The sequence below is a fragment of the Methylobacterium sp. Leaf118 genome (assembly GCF_920984675.1).
Lineage (GTDB): Bacteria > Pseudomonadota > Alphaproteobacteria > Rhizobiales > Beijerinckiaceae > Methylobacterium.
The window spans coordinates 45,844-67,728 of sequence record NZ_CAKLBV010000021.1; the positions used below are offsets into that span (position 1 = coordinate 45,844).

Here is a 21,885-nt window from a genome sequence, read left to right on the forward strand (position 1 = left end):
ACCGCGCCGCAAGAGGCGGGCCGCCCCCTAACAACCGAACCGCAGCGTCACGGTTGCGCGCCGCTCCGGCCTCCTGATAAGCCGCCCCGAACCGGTTTCGCGCACCGATGCCGCCATCGAAGCCCTTACCAGAGCCCTCGCCCATGTCCGACGCCAGCCCGAACAAAGCCGTCAGGAAGGTCGTGCTCGCCTATTCGGGCGGGCTGGATACCTCGATTATCCTCAAGTGGCTGCAGACCACCTACGGCTGCGAGGTCGTCACCTTCACGGCCGATCTCGGCCAGGGCGAGGAGTTGGAGCCGGCCCGCCGCAAGGCCGAGCTCCTCGGGATCAAGCCGGAAAACATTTTTATCGAGGATCTGCGCGAGGAATTCGTCCGCGATTACGTGTTCCCGATGTTCCGGGCCAACGCGGTCTACGAGGGCGTCTATCTGCTCGGCACCTCCATCGCCCGTCCGCTCATCGCCAAGAAGCAGATCGAGATCGCCGAACGGGTCGGGGCCGACGCGGTCTGCCACGGCGCCACCGGCAAGGGCAACGATCAGGTCCGGTTCGAACTCGGCTACTACGCCCTCAAGCCCGACGTGACCGTGATCGCTCCCTGGCGCGAGTGGGACCTGCGCTCGCGCGAGCAGCTCATCGCCTTCGCCGAGGAGCACCAGATCCCGATCGCCAAGGACAAGCGCGGCGAGAGCCCGTTCTCGGTCGATGCCAACCTCCTGCACGCCTCCTCGGAGGGCAAGGTGCTGGAGGACCCGGCGGTCGAGGTGCCAGACTACGTCTATTCCCGCACCCTCTCGCCTGAGGAGGCGCCCGATCAGCCGACGGTCGTCACCATCGGCTTCGAGCGGGGCGACGCCGTCTCGATCGACGGGGAAGCGCTCTCGCCCGCGGCCCTGCTGGCCCGGCTCAACGAACTCGGCCGCGCCAACGGCATCGGGCGGCTCGACCTCGTCGAGAACCGCTTCGTCGGCATGAAGAGCCGCGGCATGTACGAGACGCCCGGCGGCACCATCCTGCTGCCGGCCCACCGGGCCATCGAGTCGATCACGCTGGATCGCGGCGCGGCCCATCTCAAGGATCAGCTGATGCCGCAATACGCGGAGCTGATCTACAACGGCTTCTGGTTCTCCCCCGAGCGCGAGATGCTCCAGGCTTTGATCGACAAGAGCCAGGAGAAGGTCACCGGCACGGTGCAGCTCAAGCTCTACAAGGGCGGCGTCCACGTCATCGGCCGGACGAGCCCGCACTCCCTGTACGATCAGGATCTCGTGACCTTCGAGGAAGGCGCCGTCGCCTACGATCACCGCGACGCGGCGGGCTTCATCAAGCTCAACGCCCTGCGCCTGCGGACCCTGGCGCAGCGCAAGAAGCGCGAGGGCTGACGGCCCTGCCGGCGCCGCGGGCGAAGCGGCGCCGAGAGAGCGACAGCCCGAGGGGCCGGCACCCGGGTGCCGGCCCCTTCTTTCGTTACCAGCGGTGATGCCAGCCGGCGTGACGCCACCCCCAGGGGCGGTGGCCCCAGCCCCCGGGACGGTGCCAGCCCGCGTGGCGCCAGCCCCACGGACGGCGCCCGCCGTAGCCGTGGACGACCGGCCGGGCGAGATAGACCGGACGGGAGGCGTAGGGCCGCCAGCTCGGCTTGCACCCGCCGTCATAGCCTCGGTGGAAGCCCGGTCCGCAGCCCTGAGCCGCCTCAGCCACACCCGCCGTTCCGGCCAGGGTGCCCAGTGCGAGGAGAGCGGCGCCGACGAATTCCAATCGCATCTTCTTCGTCCATGCCGAAGATCCTCAAAAAGCCGGAGCGAACGCGGATCGTTGCAAGATGACGAAGTTTTAATGCTCGACAGCCAAGGTGAGGCTTCAATCCGGATGCCGACGATCGGTATAGCTGTACTGAAAACCTCCAGACAGTCCATACCGGTACGGTCCGCACGCGGCCGGGCCTGTGGCGCCAGCGCCTCGGCCGCCGCCGCGCCGTGGTGCCGGCGGGCGGACAGCGATGGAGGTCGGGGAGCGCCGTCTCGGCTCAGGCCGGCTGCCAGCCCGCCGCGCCCAGGCGAAAGAAGCCCGGCCCGAGATCGGCGTAGCGCAGGAAGATCTGCATCGCCGGCTGCATCTCGCGGTGGAGCCGCATCAGGCGCTCCTCCTCAGCATCGCTCAGGATCGCCCGGCCGTCCGCATCCTTCGGCGGCGGCTCGCCGAGATGGGCCGCCATCTCGACCGTGTACCAGGTCATCTGGCCGTAGGGCCGTTTCGGATCGACGGCCGGCACGCCCTCATCCTCGTTCCATTCGAGGCTGAGGCGGGGCAGGAGCCGCAGGTGCTCCTCCGTGATCTCGAAGGTGATGTGCTCGGGGGTCTCGCCGGTAGCGTCGTCGCGGAACACGTCGAAGGTGCCGGACGGTTCGAGCTTGGCCAGGGGGTTGTGGTACTGGTAGCGCCCGGGCTTGAGCACCGCGCTCTGCAGGAACACCGCGAGGGCGTCGCCGAGGGCGCGGTGTTCCTCTTCGGTCCCTTCGTCGTCGCCGGTGACGTTGGCGATGTCGTCGTCCCGGTCCGGACTGCCATAGGGGGCGTCCGGATGGATCATCGGCGCACCGGCCTCGGTGCCGTTCCAGGCGACCACCATCCGACGGATCAGCGCGATGCGCTCCAGCGTCAGCTCGAAGGGGGTCGGGTCGCTCATCCAGTCCTCTCGCGGTCGACCGGGCGTCCCGGTCGCGGCTCAGTGGCCCACGCGCCGGCCCGGCGCAAGCGCGAGATTCAGGCGGCCGGCTTCACGGCGACGCGGGGAAAGGCGTGCGGCACGAGGGCCGCCACCGCCTCCCACAATTCGTCGAAATGGTCGATCACCCAGTCGGGTCCGAGGTCGCGCATCGGCACCGGCGTGTAGCCGAAGGTGACGCCGACCACCGGGATGCCGGCGGCCTTCGCGGCGGCCACGTCGGCCCGGGAATCGCCGACCATCACGGCGCGGGACGGGTCGCCCCCGGCGCGGGCGATCGTCGCGGTGATGTGGCGCGGATCGGGTTTGGAGAACGCGAAGGTGTCCTTGCCGACGATGACGGGGAAGCGCCGCCGCACGCCGAGGGCCTCGAGCAGCGCCACCGCGTGGGATTCGACCTTGTTGGTGCAGACCGCGAGGCGGAAGCCCTCGGCCTCCAGCCGGTCGAGGGCCGCGACGGCGCCGGGAAAGAGGTGGGAATGGTCGGTCAGGTGGGCGCCGTAATGGTCCAGGAAGTCGTCGAACAGGGTTTCCAGATGCTCCGGCGACAGCGGGGCCCCCGCGGCGGCGAAGCCCCGCTGGATCAGCGCACGGGCCCCCGCGCCCAGGAGGTCGCGGGCCTGATCCAGCGGCAGGGGCGCATGGCCCTCGCGCGCCAGGATGACGTTGAGGGTGCCGATCAGGTCGCCCGCGGTCTCGGCGAGGGTGCCGTCGAGATCGAATACGGCGATGGGGGGAAGAACAGTCATCGGCGTCCCGGATCGGAGCAATTGTCAAGCTGGCTAGCGGTCGTCTCCGAGACGATCAACCCCGGCGGTTGACCGAGCGTTAGCGCGCGGCCCGCTGTTGCTTTCGTGCCGGGCTGGAAAAACCCGCCTCTGCCCAAGCTCTGCCATGGACGGGGCGCTTGATCGCGCCGCGACGATCCCCGACACGAGTCGACTTCTCCCCGCTTTCCCCGTTGCTCACCCCGCGCGCCCCGATGAGATCGATGCCGAGCCTGATCCCGGTCTTCTCCCTCGCCCGCCTGTCGGGCCTCGCCCTCCTGGCAGTTCTCGCCTTCGCTCCCGGCGGCGCCCGCGCGGAGGGGGCGTACGAGTTCGTCGCGGCGCCCGCCGTCGATCTCAACCGGATCTACCGAATCGACCGGGCCACCGGCGAGGTCACCTCCTGCCAATACGGCCTGCGCGACGACAGCGTCGGCGTCACCCTCTGCTTCGCCGCGGGCGAGGGCGCCGGGCCGCAGAATCCGGGCGCCTACGGGCTGATCGCCTCCCGGCACGCCCGCGAATCGGGCATCTACCGGATCAACCATCGCACCGGCGCAATGAGCGCCTGCTACGTCCAGATCCGCCAGGAGCTCGTCGTCTGCACCGAGCAGGCCGGCCCGCCGCCCGCCGGTACCGCGAGCGGCGCGGGCGCCGCCGCCACCGGCCCCGCGCCCGGCCGGGCCGGCCCCAGCGCCACCCCGCCGCAGGGCGGCCCGGGCGCGCGGCCCTGAACGGCCCCGCCGGGGCCCGCTCCGACTTTCGCAGCGGCGACGCGGCGTGCTAGGGGCCTGCCCGTCCTTCGCGCGAGCCGGTGCGATGCAGCCGATGAACCCGATCCCGGAGACCCTGACGTGAGCGGACCGGACCTGCGTCGGGCGGCAGCCGCCCGTGCCCTCACGTTGGTCGAGCCCGGCATGCGGCTCGGCATCGGCACGGGCTCGACCGCGGCCGCCTTCATCCTGCTGCTCGGGGAACGGGTCCGGGCGGGCCTCGACATCGTCGGCGTGCCGACCTCGGAGGCGACGCGGATCGCCTGCGAGCGCGAGGGCATCCGCCTCGCGACCCTCGACGAGTTGCCCGAACTCGACCTGACCATCGACGGCACCGACGAGGTCGACGGGCAGCTGCGGCTGATCAAGGGCGGCGGCGCCGCGCTGTTGCGCGAGAAGATCGTCGCGATGGCGAGCCGGCGCATGGTGGTGATCGCCGACGCGGCCAAGCGCGTCGAGACGCTCGGCGCCTTCCCGCTCCCGATCGAGGTCAACCGTTTCGGCCTCGGCGCGACCTGGCGCGCGGTCGAGACCGCGCTGGCCGAAAGCGGCTGCGCCGGCCGCTCCCTCACCCGCCGGCGCGACGCGGCGGGCGCGCCCCTTGTCACCGATGGCGGCCACGCTCTCCTCGACGCCCATCTCGGAGCCATCCCCGATCCGGAAGGCCTCTCGGCCCGACTCTGGGCGGTGCCCGGCGTGGTCGAGCACGGCCTGTTCCTCGGCATCGCCGGAGCGGCGATCCTCGCCGAGGCCCGGGGCGAGGAGGCCGTCGTCACCGTCCTCGGCGCCCTGTAACGCCCGCCCAACGCCCTTCGCCCAACGCCCGTCGCTTAGGCCCTTCGCCAAACCCTTCGCCAAATCCTTCGCACAGCCCCTCGGAGCCCGTTCCCCATGCTGCCCCGTCTCGCCGTGCTCGCCGGCCTCCTCCTCGCGGCGGCCGCGCCGCAGAGCGCCCTCGCGCAAGCCCCGAAGCCCGGCACGCCGGCTCCCGCGCAAAAGCCGACCGCCAAGCCCGGCACGCCCGCACCGCAGGCGCCGGCCGAGCCCACCATCACGCCCTCCCATCTCGCGCTCGCCCGGGAAGTGATGCTGAGTTCGGGCATCGGCCGCTCGTTCGACACGATCATGCCGGCCATGGCCGACCAGATCCGCAAGAACGCGGTGACGCGGCCCGATCTCGCCAAGGACCTCGACGAGGTGCTCAAGAGCCTGGAGCCCGAGATGGCGCTCCAGAAGAACCGCCTGATCGAGGTCGCCTCGCGGATCTACGCCAAGCGCCTGAGCGAGGCCGAGCTCAACGAGGTCGTCGTCTTCTTCCGCTCGCCCGCGGGCCAGCGCTACGTCGAGACCCAGCCCCAGGTGCTCGACGACATGGTCGGCGCCATGCAGGACTGGACCCAGGAGGTCTCCGAATACATCATGGTCCGCACGCGGGCCGAGATGGGCAAGCGCGGCCACTCCCTCCAGTGAGCGCGCGGCGGGCACGGGCGGCGGCGCGCTTCGACGCGGCCGGAACGGTCGCGCTGGCGCTGGTCCCGCCGGCGATGGCCCTCGCCAACCGGTCGAGCCCGCTGGTGATCGCAATCGCGGCGCTGCTGTTCCTCGCGGGCGCCGTGACCGAGCGCGGAACCGGGGCGGCCGGCGCCCTGCTGCGCCCGCTGACCACGCCCCTCGGCGCGGCCGGGCTCGCCTTCCTCGGCTGGTGCCTCGTCTCCTTCGCCTGGAGCCCGTTCCCGGCCCTGTCCGGTCAGGTTTTGTCGGAATTCGCGGTGACCGTGGCCGGGGCCTACGGGGTCGCCCGCCTCGCCCCCGCCCGGATGCCGGCCTGGGGGCCGCCCCTCGCCGCGGGCCTGCTCGCGGGCGCCTGCCTCTTCATCATGGCGAGCCTCGCCCTCGACCTCGCGCCGCAGCAGGCCCTGGGGCAGCGCACCGCCCTCTACATGTTCAACCGGTCGCTGCTGACCGTGGTGCTGATCGCCGGGCCCCTCGCCGCCGTGCTGGCCCTGCGGGGCCAGCGCCTCGCCGCCCTGGCGCTCCTCGGGGTCTGCGCGGTGGCGATCCTGCGCTCGATCAGCGGCGCCGCCGCCCTGGGCCTCCTGGCCGGGCTCCTCCTGTTCCTGGTCGCGCGGCTGCTGCCGAAGCGCGTCGGCGTGTCGGTGGCGGGCGCGGTCCTGGCCCTCGCCTTCGCGCTCTCCCCGGTGGAGGGCGATCTCCTCCACCGCGTCATGCCTGAGGCGGCGCACGAGCGGCTGATCCAGAGTTCGTCGCGGGCCCGGGTCGCCATCGCCCAGAGCTTCGGGGCGGCGGTGCGGGCGGCGCCCTGGATCGGCTCCGGCTACGGCACCGGCGCGCGCTTCGCGGAGGTGCCGGCGGCCCAGTCCCTGGGGCCGGAGATGCACGTGATGCTGGGGGTGGGCCACCCGCATAACAGTTTCCTGCAGATCTGGTCCGAACTCGGCCTCGTCGGCGCGATCCTGGGCGCCCTGATCGGGTTTCTCGTCGTGCGGGCCGCCGCCGCCCTGCCGCGCCGGCAATGCGCCGTTGCGCTCGGGCTGCTCGGAACGGCGGTGGCGGTGATGTTCGTCGAGCACGGGGCGTGGCAGGGCTGGTGGACCGCGGGCTGCGGCGCCGCCCTCGCATGGCTGAAGGTGGCCTGCACCCTGCGGCCCAGAGAAGCGGACCGTCCGGCCCCGGCCACGAGCCAGCCGAGCGTCAGCGGGAGTGTGCGATGAGCGAGACCTTCGACGTCGACCTGTTCGTGATTGGCGGCGGCTCGGGCGGGGTGCGGGCGGCCCGCATCGCGGCCAGCCACGGCGCGCGGGTGATGCTGGCGGAAGAGTATCGCGTCGGCGGCACCTGCGTGATCCGCGGCTGCGTGCCCAAGAAGCTGATGGTCTATGCTGGCCGCTTCGCCGACGAGTTCGAGGATGCGGCCGGCTTCGGCTGGCGCCTGGAGCGCCCCCGCTTCGATTGGGCCGCGCTCAAGACCGCCCGCGACGCCGAGGTCGCCCGGCTGGAGGGCATCTACGGTCGCAATCTCGGCGCGGCCGGCGTCACCCTGGTGGCCGAGCGCGCCGTCATCGAGGACCCGCACACGGTCCGCCTCGTCGGCTCCGGCACGCGGGTGCGGGCGCGGGTCATCCTGATCGCCGTCGGGGCCAGCCCGGTGCGCGAGCCGCTGATCCCCGGGGCCGAACTCGCCATCGATTCGAACGGCGTGTTCGAACTGGAGACCCAGCCCGAGCGCATCCTCGTGGTGGGCGGCGGCTACATCGCCGTCGAGTTCGCGGGCGTGTTTGCCGCGCTGGGCTCGAAGACCACCCTGCTTCACCGGGGGCCGAGCCTGCTGCGCGGCTTCGATCCGGAGATCGCAGCGGCCCTCGGCGAGGCCTATGGCCAGCGGATGGACCTGCGCCTGGGATGCACCGTCGAGCGCCTGGAGCGGGACGGCGGCGCCATCCGGGCGACCCTCAGCGGCGGCGCGAGCCTGACCGTCGATGGCGTGCTGGTGGCGACCGGCCGGCGCCCGAACGTCGCGGGCCTCGGCCTCGAGGCGGTCGGCATCACCCTCGACGCGAGCGGAGCCATTCCCGTGGAGCCGGATTCGCGCACCTGCGTGCCGTCCATCTACGCCGTCGGGGATGTGACCGGCCGGGCCGCGCTGACGCCGGTGGCGATCCGCGAGGGCCACGCCTTCGCCGACACGGTGTTCGGCGGCAAGCCCTGGTGCGTCGACCACCGGCTGATCGCCACCGCCGTGTTCTCGACGCCGGAGATCGGCGTGATCGGCCATAACGAGGACGTGGCCCGCGGCTGCTACGACGCTATCGACGTCTACAAGGCGAGCTTCCGCCCGATGAAGGCGACGCTCTCGGGCCGCGACGAACGCGTGATCATGAAGGTGATCGTGGAGCGGGCGAGCGACCGGGTGGTCGGCGTCCACGTGATGGGGCCGGATGCCGGCGAGATCATCCAGGCTGTCGGCATCGCGGTGACGATGGGCGCCACCAAGGCCGATTTCGACCGCACCATCGCCGTGCATCCGACGCTCGGCGAGGAGCTGGTGACCCTGCGCACGCCCTTCGTGGTGAAGCATCCGGCCGGGGTGGGGTAGGATTAGGACTCGATTGAACGAGCGCTGAAAGAGGCAGTGCGGCCACTTCACTTCGATCGCAGTCAGCCACCAAGCATATATCCTTCATGACTAGGGACAGAAACCGTTCAGTCGACCCGACGCTCTGCCAGAGTCGTATAATACGCAATGCGTTATTTTCACCAATCAACGTGGACCAAGCAACAACCCAAAGACCGATGGACTTCGGCGCTCGATGCCGAGCCCCTGATTGATCGTGGGCGGAAACTCATTTGGAGGAGTCCGCGATGGGCCTGGCTCGCCATTGTGAAGACCCGATCTTTCAGCATTCACGCGCGCCACAATTACACTATTAGATTTCAATCGTGTATAAAGAGCAATGGCAAATTGAACCAACGGAACTAACCAGATAGGACTCCCAAACATAGTCAACAGTCCGCCATAGATCCCGATATTCTGATCTGGAAAACTTTTGTAGGCAAGAACGACACATTCCAATACGGCTAGTACAATCTGCCCCCATTGGGCAAGATTAATTTGATCTGCTCGGGCAATTGCTATTGATCCTTGACTTCTAATATCATGCGCACGGCTTGTCTGGCGCTTGTAATTAACTTCACGCTCTTGAGCGGTTGTGAGGCGCTGCCGAGTCTCCGGATCGAGCATGGGTGTTTTATTTACGGTGATCGGCAGGCCCTCATTCGCTTGAAATGCGGCGATAGCACCAATAGTTCTTGTCCCCCATAGCCCATCGGCCTTCCCAACCTCAAAATATTTAAGAGCCCTTAATCTAATTTGTATCTGCTTGACCTCATCATTCGAAAATGTGCTGAGAAGAACCGGATTTGAATTTGCGCGCCTTTCAGCATCCAGCCCTTGCTCCACAATATTTATCGGATTTCTTATTTCTACTCCGCTCGATTTCACTGAGTCTGGTTGAGATCTCCAATATTCGTAACGCCTCTTAAGCTTTATGTCATAGCCATTTCTCTTATAAGCCGGACCGTTGTAGACTCTAGCAACAACTTCCCAGCGCCTTGCTCTCAAATCATCATCGATGCCTGAAGATTTTAAAAATTCGACACATGCCTTTAGATGACTCTCTTCATCATCCATTATCGCCTTAACGAATTCTTCCACAGTGTCGTAACCGACCATGCGATGGTTACTACCAATGACTTGACACAAACCCCACGAGGCTGATTTCAAACCGGCCTCAACGTCAATTTCGATGGCAGCCTCTAGCCTTCTGTATTGCTCAGAATATTTTCCGTATCGAATCATGCCCCATCGCGGAGCTGCCAGATTTTCTTTTGCGGCCCGATCGCGCTTGTGGCCGGGCAGATTCCTCCAAAATAAATGGGGCTCGAACAGTATTGTTGGTCTATTCTGGGCGTCGAATCCTTGCCCTCTCGATTCAACATCGATAAACGCCCTCAACTCATCCTCACCAACACCGATTGCAGCACCTATCCATGGAATATCACCATCCTCTAGACGCTTTGCTTTTCCTATAAAGTTATTAAACTGCGCAGAGACAGACATGAAGCCCCACAAATTCAATAATATCAGTATCGAGAATCATTATCTATCAATAATCGGCTTATCGTCAATCTAAATTTTCTGGATCATTATAAATTATTTTGCTGCCCACATGATAAGCAACTATTGTGGGGCCTCGTTAGACTAACTCACAAATTTATAATAATTAGTTTTACAATTTTCTTAAAAATTATAGACATGCTCGGCAAAATCAAGAAATTCATTCTGCGAACTGATATGCTTATTGGAAATTTCATTGCAATTCGCACCCGTAAGCTCATAAAAACTGCAAACCTCAACCCTTTCACGGGATCGACCTAGCCTTTTCGCGAGTAAGCATAGCCATACTCGGCCACTGGCATGATCGAACGGACGGGACTCTCGGCTCGGAGCCTACTCCGCCGCCGGCAGACTCAGCGACAGCAGGCGGGCCGTGCGGCTTCGCCCGCCGGCCGTCTCCCCGCTCGGATCCATCCCGCGCCGGCCGTCGTCCAGCGCCCCGTTCACCGCGTCGATGGCGAGGATCAGCGCCGAGATCATGCGGCTGTCGATGGTGCGTTCGCGGGCGTGGCGGACCACATCGGCGATGAGGGCGTCGGTCTCGCGGGTCAGCGCGTCGAGGGCCTCCACCGAATGCGCCGAACGGGCCTCGGCCAGGATGTCGAGCAGGCGGTCGAGCACGATGTCGATGCGCTCGCGCCGCTTGCGGGCGAGCCGCTGGCCGAGCCACGCCACGCCCGAGCCGATGGTGCCGCCGAAGAAGGCGAGCAGGTAGATCCAGTCCTCGTAGCGGTCGAGGAAGGTCTGCTGTTCGCGCTCGAAATAATCGACGGCGCCGGGGTGGTTCGGCAGCCGCGCGCTGGTGGCCGTGACGGTGGTGTCGTAGTCCGGCGGCTTCATCGCGTTGGCGATGGGCGCCACCGCCGCGAGCCGCGAGCGCCACTCGAACAGGTGCTGCACCACCGAGGCGACGGCGTAGCGGTTCACCGTCCCGCGGGCCATGAGGCGGTAGGAAACGCCGACCGTCTCGACATCCTCCTCCGGCCGCTTGGGCCGTCCGCCGAAGGTGCCGGCCGAGAGCGTCACGGCCTGCAATTCGGGCAGCCTTTGGGTGATCGCCTTGCCGTCCGGCACGCTGACGAAGGCCACCTTCCGGTCGGTCGAGGCCGCCTCCACGGCGCGCAGCATGGCGAGCGACGCTTTGGCGGTCGGCGAGGCGATCACGGCGACCGCATCGACCCGCTTGGCCTCCAGGGCCTGGGTGACCTCGTTCGCCTTGAGCGGCACCAGCCCGACGCGGCCCGGCGCCAGCGGCTCCGATCCCGCCCCCTCGCCCTCGGCGGCCGCCTTGAAGTCGTAGAAGTCGAGGAGGTTCGCGAGAAACGGCAGGTCGGCATCGTGGCGCAGGACGACGCCGAGGCGACGGGTCGAGAGATCGGAAAAACTCTCGATTTCGGCGGCCTCGGGGGCGGCGACGATCAGCGCCTCGTCGTGCAGGACGGCGAGGGTCAGGCCGTTATCCGGCAGCAGCACGTCGGGGCGCACCACGGCGAGATCCGCTCGGTTCGTCCGCAGGGCCTCGGCGCTGTCCCGCACGTCCGGGAACGGCATGACCTGGAGCCGCACGTCCTCGTGATTGCGCACGAGCGCCCGGGCATAGGCATCGAGGAGCGCGGCCTCCGGGCCGTCGCGGGGGCCGACCGCGACGGTCAGCACGGCGGGGCGCGAGAGGGTCACGACGAGGCCGGCCAGGGCCGCGAAGCCGAGGGCCAGAGCCACGAACAGCCACTCGCGCCGCATCAGGACGGCCGCCGCGCGGAGGCGGAGGCCTCGCAATCCAGAGCGATCCATCCGAGATTCATGGTTCGGAAACCTGTCCGGAACGTGAAGAACGGATGATCGAGACCAAGGGTTCACACAATCGTCACGGCGCCGCCCGTGACGACGAAGCCCGCCGCCGCGACGGCCGCGCCGATCGGGAAGCAAAGCCCGAGCCGCCGGTGAGCGCCGCCTGGCTGGAGCGGGTGGCCCTGCATTACCTCGACCGCTACGGCGCCTCGGGCGAGATGCTGCGCCGGGTGCTGGCCCGCCGGGTCGAGCGGCGCTGCCGCTCCCGCGACGAGGCGTCCGAGGCCCATGCCGGACTGATCGACGAGACCGTGGAGCGCGCCCGGCGCGCCGGCCTCATCGACGACGCGCGCTTTGCCGCCGCGCGGCTTGCCCGGCTGCGGCGGCGGGGCACCTCGACCCGGCAGGCCCGGGCCCAGCTCTCCGGCAAGGGACTCGACGCCGAGACGATCGCGGCGGCGATCTCGGACGAACGCGCGGAGGCGGAGGAGGCCTCGCCCGGGGAGGCCGACACCGAGCGCCAGGCCGCCCTCGCCTATGCCCGCCGCCGCCGGCTCGGCCCCCACCGCCGCCCCGACCTCCGCGAGGCCCATCACGAGCGCGACCTCGCCGCCATGGCCCGGGCGGGCTTCCCCTACGCGCTGGCCCGGGACGTGATCGGGGGCGACGGCGAGGACGAGGCGTAGGCGGCTCCCTCTCGACTTCCGGACGCTTCGCCCCACGTGGCCCCCGATGCGGGAGCCCCCCGCGACGGATCTCGACGCCAGGTTTAAGGACGACGCGCATGACCGACCGCCACGCGAGCGCCCATTGGGAGGGTGACGGCAAGACCGGCAAGGGCACGATCACGACCCAGTCGGGCGTGCTCTCCGCCAATCCCTACGGTTTCAACACCCGCTTCGAGAACGAGCCGGGCACCAATCCGGAGGAGCTGATCGCCGCGGCCCATGCCAGCTGCTTCACCATGGCGCTGGCCTTCCAGCTCCAGGGCGCGGGCCTCAAGGCGACCTCCCTGGACACCAAGGCCGTGGTCACGCTCGCGAAGGACGGCGACGGCTTCAAGGTGACGAAGTCGGCTCTGACCCTGAAGGCGGTGATCCCCGGGATCGATCAGGCGAAGTTCGACGAACTCGCCGGCAACGCCGAGAAGGGCTGCCCGATCTCGAAGGTGCTCAACGCCGAGATCACCCTCGACAAGACGCTCAGCCAGGGCTGAGCGCCTCGGCTGTCTCGTCCCAGCGACCGGCTCGGGCGGGACAGCCATTTTCCGGTGCGAAAGGCAACGCGCCGCATTGATCCCGACGCGCCCGCGTTCATCTTCCGTTCGATGGACGAGACGCTCGCGCGCAAGCTGCGCATCCTCGCGGATGCGGCCAAATACGATGCCTCCTGCGCCTCTTCGGGGGCGCCGAAGCGCAAGGCCGGCGCCGACGGGCTCGGATCGACGACGGGGGCGGGGATCTGCCACGCCTACACGCCGGACGGGCGCTGCGTCTCGCTGCTCAAGATCCTCTTGACGAATTACTGCCTGTTCGATTGCGCCTATTGCGTCAATCGGCGCTCCTCGAACGTGGCCCGGGCCCGCTTCTCCGTCGAGGAGGTGGTGACGCTCACGGTCGAGTTCTACAAGCGCAACTACATCGAGGGCCTGTTCCTCTCGTCGGGCATCATCCGCTCGCCGGACTACACGATGGAGATGCTCACCCGCGTCGCCAAGAAGCTTCGGCGCGAGCACGGTTTTCGCGGCTACATCCATCTCAAGTCGATCCCCGAGGCGAGCCCCTGGCTGATCGAGGAGGCCGGCCTCTACGCCGACCGCCTGTCGGTCAACCTCGAGCTTCCCACGGAGGCGAGCCTCAACCGCCTCGCCCCCGAAAAGGACGGGGCGGCGATCGAGGGGGCGATGGGGCAGATCGGCGAGCGCATCGTCCAGGCGAGAGAAGAGAAGCGCCGCTTCTCGCCCGCCGGCCAATCGACCCAGGTGATCGTGGGGGCCGACGCGACCACCGACGAGGCGCTGATCCGCAAGAGCGCCTTCCTCTACGGCAGCTACGGGCTCAAGCGCGTCTATTACTCGGCCTTCAGCCCGATCCCCGACGCCTCGTCGGCCCTGCCGCCGAAGGCCCCGCCCCTGCGCCGCGAGCACCGGCTCTATCAGGCCGACTGGCTGATCCGGTACTACGAGTTCTCCCCCGACGATGTGGCCGGCGCCTCCGAGGGCGGGATGCTCTCCCTCGACATCGACCCCAAGCTCGCCTGGGCCCTCAAGAACCGCCACTGTTTCCCCGTCGACGTGAACCGGGCCGACCGGGAGATGCTGCTGCGGGTGCCGGGGCTCGGGGCGCGGGCGGTCGATGCCATCGTCAAGGCGCGCCGCCACGGCCGTCTCCGCCTCGACGACGTGGCCCGGCTGACCTCGGGACTGAAGCGCGCGCGCCCCTTCCTGATCGCCGAGGATTTCCGGCCGACGACGCTGACCGACCGGCTGGACTTGCGGGCGACGCTGGCGGAGCCGGCCGAGCAGTTGAGCCTGTTCTGATGGGGGCGGGCACGCGAACCGCGTCCCCCGCGGCGGCGGGCGGGAAAGGCGGCATCCACGTCGCCGCCCTCGGCCCCGGGGCGGACCTGGCCGGCTTCCGCACGGCCGCCCGGCGCCTGATTGCGGCCGGAATCCCGCCCGAGGCCATCGTCTGGCAGAGCGAGACGCCGAGCCTGTTCGGCGCCGACACCGCCCCCGCCGAGGCTCCGCCGCTCGCGTTGCCCCGCGCGGTGACCGACCTCATCCCGATGGTGGTGCCCCACCGCGATCCCGAGCGCTACGGCCTGCTCTACGCCCTGCTGTGGCGGGTCGTGCGGGGCGAGCGGGCGCTGATGGAGGTGGCGAGCGATCCGCTGGTTCACCGCCTCCACCGGATGCGCAAGGCGATCGCCCGCGACCTGCACAAGATGCACGCTTTCCTGCGCTTCCGCCGCCTGCCGGGCGAGACGGAGCGCTACGCCGCGTGGTTCGAGCCGGACCACCACATCCTGGAGGCCGCCGCGCCGTTCTTCGTCGACCGGTTCCGCAACCTCGCATGGTCGATCCTGACCCCGGAGGGCTGCGCCCATTGGAACGGCGCGCTGACCTTCGGCCCGCCGGGTCGCCGCGAGGACCTGCCGGAGGGGGACGGCTTCGAGGCGGGCTGGCGCGACTATTACGAGAGCACCTTCAACCCGGCCCGGCTGAATCTCGACGCCATGCGTGCCGAGATGCCTCGGAAATACTGGCGCAACATGCCCGAGACGGCGGCGATTCCGGGCCTGATCCGGGCCGCCGGAGCCCGGGCCCAGGCGATGATCGAGCGGGGGCCGACAATCCCGGAGAAGCGCGACCCCGTCCGAGCCGTCGCCCGGATGGCGCGGGACGAGCCGGATTCGCTTGTGGCGCTGAACGCGATCATCGCCCGCTCCGAGCCGCTGGTGCCCGGCGCGACCCAGGCCGTACTGGGCGAAGGACCGATGGGGCCGGCGATCGCCTTCGTCGGCGAGCAGCCGGGCGATCAGGAAGACCGGCAGGGCCGCCCGTTCGTCGGGCCGGCGGGACAGCTCCTGGCGCGGGCGATGGCGGAGGCGGGGCTCGACCGCTCCGAAGCCTACCTCACGAATGCGGTCAAGCACTTCAAGTTCAGCCTGCGCGGCAAGCGGCGCATCCACGAGAAGCCGACGGCGGGCGAGGTGAGCCATTACCGTTGGTGGCTGGAGCGCGAACTCGGCTTCGTGGCCCCTCGACTCGTCGTGGCCCTCGGCGCCACCGCGGTGCTGGCGCTGACCGGCAAGCCGGTCCCGATCACCCGCGCCCGCGGCCCGGCCGATTTCGGCCGGGCGTTCGCGGGCTTCATCACGGTCCACCCCTCCTACCTGCTGCGCCTGCCCGAGGCGGCGAAGGCGGACGCTTACCGGGCCTTCGTCGACGACCTCCGGCGGGTCGCCGCACTGGTCGCCTGAACCGGCCGGGATCGCCCTTCTCTCCGCAGGCGGCCCGGCCCCTGCGCGCCGTCAGGCGGCGAGGCTCTGGGGCGCCCGCTCGTCCCGGGGCCGAACGATCAGATGGTCGGGCATCATCGCCGCCGCGACCGCCGCGGCGATGACATGAGGACGCGCGGAGATGCGCCGTTCCGGGCGGACCTCCGGCGCCGGCGCGGCCGGCTCCGTGCGCGCGGCAAGGAAGCTCGCCATCAGGGCGTCGGAGAGGCCCGCCAGCACCGCCTCGGTCGCCTCGTGCACGACCCTGACCTCGGGGGCGGCGGAGGCCATCGCCGCGACGGGCGCGCCGATGCGATCCTGCGGGCGCGGCGCCAGGGGCCAGGCCGCGGCGGCATCCGGCAGCGCCGGCACTGCCTTTTCCTCAGCAACCTCCCTGCCAGCCCCATCGACGCTCCCTTCGCCATCCGGGCCGGACAGGATGATGACGTCCGGAAGCGGGCGCCCGGCGGCATCCTCCGCCATCGCCGCGTCCACGAATTCGGCCTGCGGCAGGGCGAGCTGCCGGGCCGCCTCATCCCGGGCATGGGCCTCGATCTGCGCCTGGGCGAACAGGCGGGCCTCGTCCCGGGCGGCCTCCGCCTCGAAGCGGGCGAGCAGGGCCAGCAGGCCGCGGGCCTCGGCGAAGGGCATGGTCTCGCAGGCGGTCAACGCCGCCTCGATCATCGAGCGGGCGAGCCGCGGCCCGCTCATCCCGTTGCGGCCGTGGGCGGATTCCCCCCAGACCGCGAGGGCCGCCTGGATCGCCGGGAGCAGCAGGGCGGGCAGGCCGGCGCGGCGGTGGAGGGCGCAGAAGCCCGCCCCGCGCGGCTCGAACATCAGTCCGGCGACGCGGGCGCGGCTGAGGCCGCTCAGTTCCGCCAGGGCCACCTCGGCGAAGGGCAGGCGCAGCGACAGGATCGCCCGCAGGATCAGCCCGGCGGTAAGCTGCTCCTGCACCCGAAGATGGGCGACGAGGCGGGCGAGCCCGGTTTCGCCGGCCTCGTCGCTCAGGGCGAGGGCCGCCGCCTCCCGGGCCTCGCGGGCGACACGGGCCCCACGGGCGGAGCTGATCCAGCCGGAATCCTGGCCGAGCTGCGAGAGCTGCTCGGCGGCGAGGGTGACGAGGGCGTGGCGGGCCTCGATGGAGAGATCGTGCCGGGCGAGCAGGGCCTGGCGCAGGTCGGCATCGGTGCCGTGGCGCTCGACCATGCGCAGGAAGGCGGCGGTGCCGATGGCGGCGCGGGGGTTCTTGGCCAGGGCCGTCAGCGAGGGGACGCCCGCCACCTCGGCGAGGGCGGCGGCCACGGGCTTGGACAGGTCGCCCCGGGAGGCGACGGCGGCCCGGACCCCCTCGCAGCCGACCGCGGCGCAATCGACGAGGTCGGCATCCATCAGCACCGGCGAGCGGGCGAGCACGAGGCAGGCGATGTTCGGGTGGTCGGAGGCGAGCGCCACCACCAGGGGGCGGGGCGCGACATCCGAATCCGCGGCGGCCTCGGCCATGGCCCGCCGCACCGCGAGGTCCGGATCGTCGAGGAGCGCCAGCAGCGCGGTCTTGGCCTCCCAGGCCGCGTCCGGCCCGAGGCTGCCGTCGAGATAGGCCCGGGTCAGGGCGCCCGCGGCCTCGGCCCGCCGCTCGACGGAGGCGTGCTGGGTGAGGGTGAGGAACTGGCGGAGGATCATGGGCCGTTCCGAAGTCGGTAGGAGGAGAGATCGAACAGGACGTGTTTCGAGGCGGCCGGCACGGGCGCGGCGGCCGGCGGGGACCCCGTCAGCGCCATCGCCGTCGTCGTGCCCGTGCTCGCCGCCTTGCCCGTGCTTGTCGTTAGGACCGTGCTTGTCGGTATGACGGTTCCTGACAGACCGGTCGGGCGGCGGGGCGGCAGCGGTATGAGGATCGGCACCGGCGAGGCCGCCGCGGGCGCGGGCTCGAGGGCCGGGGTCGCGGCCTCCGCCCCCTCGGCTCCGTCGGAGCGCGGGAAGTAGGAGGGCGCGGTGCGGGCCGTCTCGGCGCCCGCGGCTCGGCCCTGCCAGAGCTTGGCCACCCCGTCCGAGATCGCCCCCTGGCGCCGATCGGTCTGGAACAGGGTGCGGAGGCCGCCGTCCAGCGAGGCGTAGGCGGTCGGCAGGTCCGCCGAGGCCGCCGCCGTCGCGACGGGCGTCGCCGCACCGGAGGTGGCGGTGGCGAGCAGCGCGTAGAGTTCGGAGGATGAGCGCGGGCGCCCGGCCCGGTCGTAGAACAGGCTCTTGTTGGCGGCGGCCGCCTCGGGCAGGTCGAGGGCGGCGGCGCGGGCCGGGCTTGCCTGCGCGGAGCCGATCAGGGTCGCCGCGCCCCGCGCGCCCAGCACATGGGCGGCGTAGAGGTCGCCCGAGCTCGGCTCGCGGCCGAGCGCCGTGCCGAGCGCCTCGCGGTTGCGCTGGGTCAGGGCGCCGGCCAGGGACGCCGAGACCCGCGGATCGCGGCGCAGATCGAGGATCGCCTGCCGGGTCGTCGGATCGGCGACGGTGTGGGTGCCGTCGGAGCGGGTCGTGATGGCGTCCGCGTAAGCCGAGAGGCCGAGCTTGGCCCCCGTGCTCTTCATGACGCCGAGCCAGGTCTGCTCGATGAACTGGAACAGGCCGGTCGCGCTGGACGTGCCGGCCTTGGCCGAGGGGTTGAGGCTCGATTCGCGCTGCGCCGTGGCGAGCAGGTAGTCGAAGCCGACGCCGCTGGTCTGCGCCCCCTCCCGAATCGCCGCCACGACCTCGCCGCCGCCCGTCGCCGCCGGGCGCGCGGCCGAGACGGCGGGGCCGGTCTCGCGCGTGCCGACGGGCGCATTGGTGAACAGGAACATGACGCGGTCCGCGGAAGCCGGCGATCGGCCCCTCGAAGCGGGACTTTCCGTCTCTCATGGTAAAGAAAGGTTGAATGTTCGCCGTGCCTTGCCCGCCCCGTCCCGTGCCGCCCCGCCTCGCCGTCGCGCTGTGCGCCGACGCCTTGGCCCCGCTCGCCGCCGGTCTCCCGGGCGGGGCGGAGGCGCTGGTGCTGGCCGGGCCGCCGCCGGCCGACATCCGCGCCCGAATCGGGGCGGCGGCGCTGATCGTCGCCCTTGAGGGCCCGGCAGACCCGCTTCCCCTCGTGGCGCCGGACGCGCTCCTCCTGCGCGACGCCCGGTCCGGCCGGGACGTGGTCGACCTCGGGGCGCGGCTCGCCGTGCACGAGGCGGAGCAGGGCTGGCCGGACGGGGGCGTGCCGATCCTGGCGGAGATCGCCCATCCCCTCGGCCTGCTCGACATCCGGACCTTCGTCGGCGCGAGCCCGCGTCTCGTCGGGCTCGGGCTCGACGGCGCGGCGCTCGCGGCGTCGATGGGCGCAGAGGTGAGCGCCTCCCGTCACGCCCGCGGCCTGGTCCGCCTCGCGGCGGCGGCGGCGGGCGTGACCGCCTTCGCGCGAGCGGGGCCGGAGGGCGCCCGGCGGGCGATGGACCGGGCGCGGCGAGAGGGGATCGGGCTGGTGATCGTCCAGGATCCGGGCGAGGCGACCGCCCGGCCCGGCGTGCTCTGACGGGAAAACCGCGAGCGAGGGCTCTGAGGCGCCGCGCGGCGGCCCGGGCGCTCGCCGTCTCCTCCGCTCGACCCCGGACGAGACATCGTCGCGGCCCCGGGCAGGACGGGGAAAAAACCGCCTCCCCTTCGGGCCGGCACAGGCCGTAAGCTCGCCGCGCCCACCCCGTCGCGCGGCACATCGGAGGCCTCGGGTCTCGCGTCACGCCCCTGGGCGGCGTCCCTCCAACGGAGCCCGCCCCGTCCCATGCTCATCGTCTACGGCGACCAGACATCCGGCAATTGTCTCAAGGTCGTCTGGGTCGCCGCCCATCTCGGCATCGCCCTCGACTGGCGCGAGGTCGACATCCTGCGGGGCGAGACCCGCACGCCCGCCTTCCTCGCCCTCAACCCGGACGGGCGGGTGCCGACGCTCGTGCTGGAGGATGGGCGCACGCTCGCCGAATCGAACGCGATCATCGGCTATCTCGCCCGCGGCTCGGCGCTCGTTCCGGCGGATGCCTTCGCCCGGGCGAAGATGCGGCAATGGCTGTTCTGGGAGCAGTATAGCCATGAGCCCTATATCGCCGTGCGCCGCTTCCAGCGGGTCTGTCTCGGCCGGGCCGACGCCGAGATCGACCCGAAGCTCGCCGAGCGCGGTCATGCGGCGCTGGCCCTGATGGAGGGCGCGCTCGCCGGGCAGCCCTTCCTGGTCGGCGCGGCGGTCAGCCTCGCCGACGTGGCCCTCGTCGCCTACACCCGCCTCGCCCACGAGGGCGGGTTCGATCTGGCGCCCACCCCGGCCCTGCGCGCCTGGATCGCCCGCGTCGAGAGCGCCCTGGGGATCGTCTGAGCGGGCGCCGCGCGGCCGCTGCCCCCGTCGGCGGTCACGTGAGCAGGGGACGGCCGACAAGAGTGCACCCCTACGCAAAAAAGGCAGACGTGGCGCGTGCGAAAATATTAAAGCTCTATTATTAATAGGAAATTCGAAGAAGTTAAATCAGTCTCCGTTCATTGCCATCAACAACGGAATCTGCATTATTGTGTTTATTAACTTGGAGACCGGAACGATGATGCATTCCCTCAAGTTCATCCTCGCCGTGGCGGCCGTGGCCGGCGTCTCGACCCTCGCCGCACCGGCGCAGGCCCAGAGCGCGAAATCGGACGCGGCGGCGGCCAAGCCCAGCGCGGGAAGCGCCGCCGGCAAGAGCACGGCGGCCGTCGACGACTTCGAGGAGAATCGCCGGGCCCACATGCAGAAGAGCAAGGAAAACAACGCCAAGAAGGGAGCCGAGTGAGCCGAAGCCGCGGGGCTTCGGGCGAGCGCGTGCCCCCGCTCGCATCGGCCCGCAGGTCTTGGAACGCGCCGGTTCAGCCCCCGCCTTTCGGCCGGCGCAGCTCGAACCGGGTCTCCGGCTCGGCGGTGAAGTAGTCGAAATAGCCGCCGCGCAGGATCGGCCGCATGGCGCCCGTATCGACCCGGCCATCCCGCACGAAGCGGTCGTCGATGTAGATCGAGACCACCTGCCCGATCACGAGGAAGTTGTTCGGCTCGCCCCCGCCGAGCGGCACCAGCGGCACGGTCTGGAGCCAACGGCACTCGATCGCGGCGGGGGATTCCGCCACCCGCGGCGGCCGCACTTTTCGCGATGGGGCCGGGGTGAGCCCCGCGATGCCGAACTCGCTCTCGCCCCGCGGCAGGGGCGCGGAGGTGGCGTTCACGGCCTCCCGGAGGGCGTGGGTGGCGAGGCTGCACACGAACGCCCCGCCCTCCTCCGCGAAGGTCATCGCGTCCTTGCGGCCGGAGGAGGAGAACATCACCATGTCGGGCTCGCCCCCCACCGCGTTGAAGAACGAGTAGGGCGCGAGGTTCACCCGGCCCCGCGCGTCCATGGCGCTGATCCAGCCGATCGGGCGCGGGGCGACGATCGCCTTGAACGGGTTGTGCGGCAGGCTCGGCGCGTCGGCCTCGTAATGCATCGCCGCGCCCTCAGAGCCGGGTGACGATCTGTGCGAGGTCGGGCCGCGGCCGGTCGGGGGGCACCTCGCGGGCGCGGCCGACATGGATGAAGCCGGCGATCCGCTCGGCCGGGTCGAGCCCCAGGGCGTCGAGGACGCGCCGGTCATAGGCGAACCACTCGGTCAGCCACGCGGTGGCGTAACCGGCGGCATTGGCCGCCACCACGAGGTTCATGCAGACCGCGCCCGCCGACAGCACCTGCTCCCATTCCGGAATCTTCACGTGCGGGGCGGCGCGGGAGACGACCGCGACGACCGTGGGCGCGTGGGCGAGGCGCTGGCGCTCCTGGGCGAGGCGCTTCTCGTCGGCGTCGGGGAAGTCGGCGGCGTGGGTGCGGGCGATGATCGCGCCGAGGCGCTCCCGCGCCTCGCCCTCGATGACGAGGAAGCGCCAGGGCGCGAGCTTGCCGTGGTCGGGCACGCGGGCCGCGATGGCGAGCCAGCCGTCGAGCTCCGCGGCGGAGGGGCCGGGCCCGTCCAGCAGCATCGGGGGCACCGAGCGGCGGGTGCGCAACATCGCGTGGGTGGCGGCGTCGGGGGATACGGTCATGGACAATCCGCGGGCTCGGGCCGAAGGTGGATCCGCCTTGC

The 21,885-nt window shown here is 70.2% G+C and carries 22 protein-coding genes; 13 read left to right on the forward strand and 9 right to left on the reverse strand.

Annotated elements, in window-relative coordinates; genetic code table 11:
* The first annotated feature begins 143 nt into the window (after positions 1 to 143).
* On the forward strand, positions 144 to 1,385 hold the full coding sequence (locus tag LW587_RS11380; protein ID WP_232629710.1) for an argininosuccinate synthase: 1,242 nt from the start codon (positions 144 to 146) through the stop codon (positions 1,383 to 1,385).
* An 85-nt stretch (positions 1,386 to 1,470) separates the two neighbouring features.
* On the opposite strand, the gene LW587_RS11385 is transcribed toward LW587_RS11380, so the two are convergent.
* From LW587_RS11385 to gph, 3 genes are all read right to left on the reverse strand, one after another.
* Positions 1,471 to 1,767 carry a GCG_CRPN prefix-to-repeats domain-containing protein gene (locus LW587_RS11385; protein WP_232629711.1) on the reverse strand — a complete coding sequence of 99 codons (297 nt, stop codon included), beginning with the start codon at positions 1,765 to 1,767 and terminating at the stop codon, positions 1,471 to 1,473.
* Positions 1,768 to 2,029: 262 nt separating this feature from the next.
* Positions 2,030 to 2,689, reverse strand: coding sequence for a hypothetical protein (locus LW587_RS11390; RefSeq protein WP_232629712.1), 660 nt, complete (start codon positions 2,687 to 2,689; stop codon positions 2,030 to 2,032).
* 77 nt (positions 2,690 to 2,766) lie between these two features.
* The gene (gph, locus tag LW587_RS11395) at positions 2,767 to 3,477 is read right to left on the reverse strand and encodes a phosphoglycolate phosphatase (RefSeq protein ID WP_232629713.1); all 711 of its coding nucleotides are present in this window, start codon (positions 3,475 to 3,477) and stop codon (positions 2,767 to 2,769) included.
* A 242-nt stretch (positions 3,478 to 3,719) separates the two neighbouring features.
* Between gph and LW587_RS11400 the strand changes: the two genes are divergently transcribed.
* The 5 genes from LW587_RS11400 to gorA all read left to right on the forward strand — a co-directional run bounded on the left by LW587_RS11400 (position 3,720) and on the right by gorA (position 8,382).
* The gene (locus tag LW587_RS11400; RefSeq protein WP_232629714.1) at positions 3,720 to 4,229 is read left to right on the forward strand and encodes a hypothetical protein; all 510 of its coding nucleotides are present in this window, start codon (positions 3,720 to 3,722) and stop codon (positions 4,227 to 4,229) included.
* Positions 4,230 to 4,349: 120 nt separating this feature from the next.
* Positions 4,350 to 5,063: a ribose-5-phosphate isomerase RpiA gene (gene rpiA / locus LW587_RS11405; protein ID WP_232629715.1), complete on the forward strand. Its 714-nt coding sequence runs from the start codon at positions 4,350 to 4,352 to the stop codon at positions 5,061 to 5,063.
* A 96-nt stretch (positions 5,064 to 5,159) separates the two neighbouring features.
* On the forward strand, positions 5,160 to 5,738 hold the full coding sequence (locus tag LW587_RS11410) for a DUF2059 domain-containing protein (protein ID WP_232629716.1): 579 nt from the start codon (positions 5,160 to 5,162) through the stop codon (positions 5,736 to 5,738).
* Positions 5,739 to 5,812: 74 nt separating this feature from the next.
* On the forward strand, positions 5,813 to 7,000 hold the full coding sequence (locus LW587_RS11415; RefSeq protein ID WP_232629739.1) for an O-antigen ligase family protein: 1,188 nt from the start codon (positions 5,813 to 5,815) through the stop codon (positions 6,998 to 7,000).
* Positions 6,997 to 8,382: a glutathione-disulfide reductase gene (gene gorA, locus LW587_RS11420; protein ID WP_232629717.1), complete on the forward strand. Its 1,386-nt coding sequence runs from the start codon at positions 6,997 to 6,999 to the stop codon at positions 8,380 to 8,382. The genes LW587_RS11415 and gorA overlap by 4 nt, the downstream gene beginning before the upstream one ends.
* Before the next feature lie 165 nt (positions 8,383 to 8,547).
* Here gorA and LW587_RS11425 read toward each other — a convergent pair whose 3' ends face one another.
* Both LW587_RS11425 and LW587_RS11430 read right to left on the reverse strand, forming a co-directional pair.
* The gene (locus LW587_RS11425) at positions 8,548 to 9,906 is read right to left on the reverse strand and encodes an N-acetylmuramidase domain-containing protein (protein ID WP_232629718.1); all 1,359 of its coding nucleotides are present in this window, start codon (positions 9,904 to 9,906) and stop codon (positions 8,548 to 8,550) included.
* 390 nt (positions 9,907 to 10,296) lie between these two features.
* Entirely contained in the window at positions 10,297 to 11,703 is a 1,407-nt protein-coding gene (locus tag LW587_RS11430) for a TAXI family TRAP transporter solute-binding subunit (protein ID WP_232629740.1), read from the reverse strand.
* Positions 11,704 to 11,798: 95 nt separating this feature from the next.
* Between LW587_RS11430 and LW587_RS11435 the strand changes: the two genes are divergently transcribed.
* The 4 genes from LW587_RS11435 (at position 11,799) to LW587_RS11450 (ending at position 15,735) form a co-directional block, all read left to right on the forward strand.
* On the forward strand, positions 11,799 to 12,437 hold the full coding sequence (locus LW587_RS11435; protein ID WP_442919126.1) for a RecX family transcriptional regulator: 639 nt from the start codon (positions 11,799 to 11,801) through the stop codon (positions 12,435 to 12,437).
* A gap of 98 nt (positions 12,438 to 12,535) precedes the next feature.
* The gene (locus LW587_RS11440; RefSeq protein WP_232629719.1) at positions 12,536 to 12,967 is read left to right on the forward strand and encodes an OsmC family protein; all 432 of its coding nucleotides are present in this window, start codon (positions 12,536 to 12,538) and stop codon (positions 12,965 to 12,967) included.
* A 111-nt stretch (positions 12,968 to 13,078) separates the two neighbouring features.
* Complete coding sequence (locus LW587_RS11445) at positions 13,079 to 14,290, forward strand: putative DNA modification/repair radical SAM protein (protein WP_232629720.1); 1,212 nt, start codon at positions 13,079 to 13,081, stop codon at positions 14,288 to 14,290.
* The gene (locus LW587_RS11450) at positions 14,290 to 15,735 is read left to right on the forward strand and encodes a UdgX family uracil-DNA binding protein (RefSeq protein WP_232629721.1); all 1,446 of its coding nucleotides are present in this window, start codon (positions 14,290 to 14,292) and stop codon (positions 15,733 to 15,735) included. The genes LW587_RS11445 and LW587_RS11450 overlap by 1 nt, the downstream gene beginning before the upstream one ends.
* 51 nt (positions 15,736 to 15,786) lie before the next feature.
* Here LW587_RS11450 and LW587_RS11455 read toward each other — a convergent pair whose 3' ends face one another.
* Both LW587_RS11455 and LW587_RS11460 read right to left on the reverse strand, forming a co-directional pair.
* Positions 15,787 to 17,436: a DUF2336 domain-containing protein gene (locus LW587_RS11455; RefSeq protein WP_232629722.1), complete on the reverse strand. Its 1,650-nt coding sequence runs from the start codon at positions 17,434 to 17,436 to the stop codon at positions 15,787 to 15,789.
* A complete protein-coding gene (locus LW587_RS11460) occupies positions 17,433 to 18,587 on the reverse strand; it encodes a transglycosylase SLT domain-containing protein (RefSeq protein WP_232629723.1) in 1,155 nt (384 codons plus the stop codon). The genes LW587_RS11455 and LW587_RS11460 overlap by 4 nt, the downstream gene beginning before the upstream one ends.
* Positions 18,588 to 18,661: 74 nt before the next feature.
* Between LW587_RS11460 and LW587_RS11465 the strand changes: the two genes are divergently transcribed.
* The 3 genes from LW587_RS11465 to LW587_RS11475 all read left to right on the forward strand — a co-directional run bounded on the left by LW587_RS11465 (position 18,662) and on the right by LW587_RS11475 (position 20,573).
* The gene (locus LW587_RS11465; RefSeq protein WP_232629724.1) at positions 18,662 to 19,297 is read left to right on the forward strand and encodes an aldolase; all 636 of its coding nucleotides are present in this window, start codon (positions 18,662 to 18,664) and stop codon (positions 19,295 to 19,297) included.
* 246 nt (positions 19,298 to 19,543) lie between these two features.
* On the forward strand, positions 19,544 to 20,128 hold the full coding sequence (locus tag LW587_RS11470) for a glutathione S-transferase family protein (protein WP_232629725.1): 585 nt from the start codon (positions 19,544 to 19,546) through the stop codon (positions 20,126 to 20,128).
* A gap of 217 nt (positions 20,129 to 20,345) precedes the next feature.
* Complete coding sequence (locus LW587_RS11475) at positions 20,346 to 20,573, forward strand: hypothetical protein (protein ID WP_232629726.1); 228 nt, start codon at positions 20,346 to 20,348, stop codon at positions 20,571 to 20,573.
* Between the two features lie 73 nt (positions 20,574 to 20,646).
* Here the strand turns inward: LW587_RS11475 and LW587_RS11480 are convergent, their stop codons facing one another.
* Both LW587_RS11480 and LW587_RS11485 read right to left on the reverse strand, forming a co-directional pair.
* Positions 20,647 to 21,255 (reverse strand): flavin reductase family protein, encoded by a 609-nt coding sequence (locus LW587_RS11480; RefSeq protein ID WP_232629727.1) that lies wholly within the window; start codon positions 21,253 to 21,255, stop codon positions 20,647 to 20,649.
* Positions 21,256 to 21,265: 10 nt separating this feature from the next.
* Positions 21,266 to 21,844, reverse strand: a complete 579-nt coding sequence (locus LW587_RS11485; protein ID WP_232629728.1) for a nitroreductase family protein — start codon at positions 21,842 to 21,844, stop codon at positions 21,266 to 21,268.
* Positions 21,845 to 21,885 lie beyond the last annotated feature (41 nt).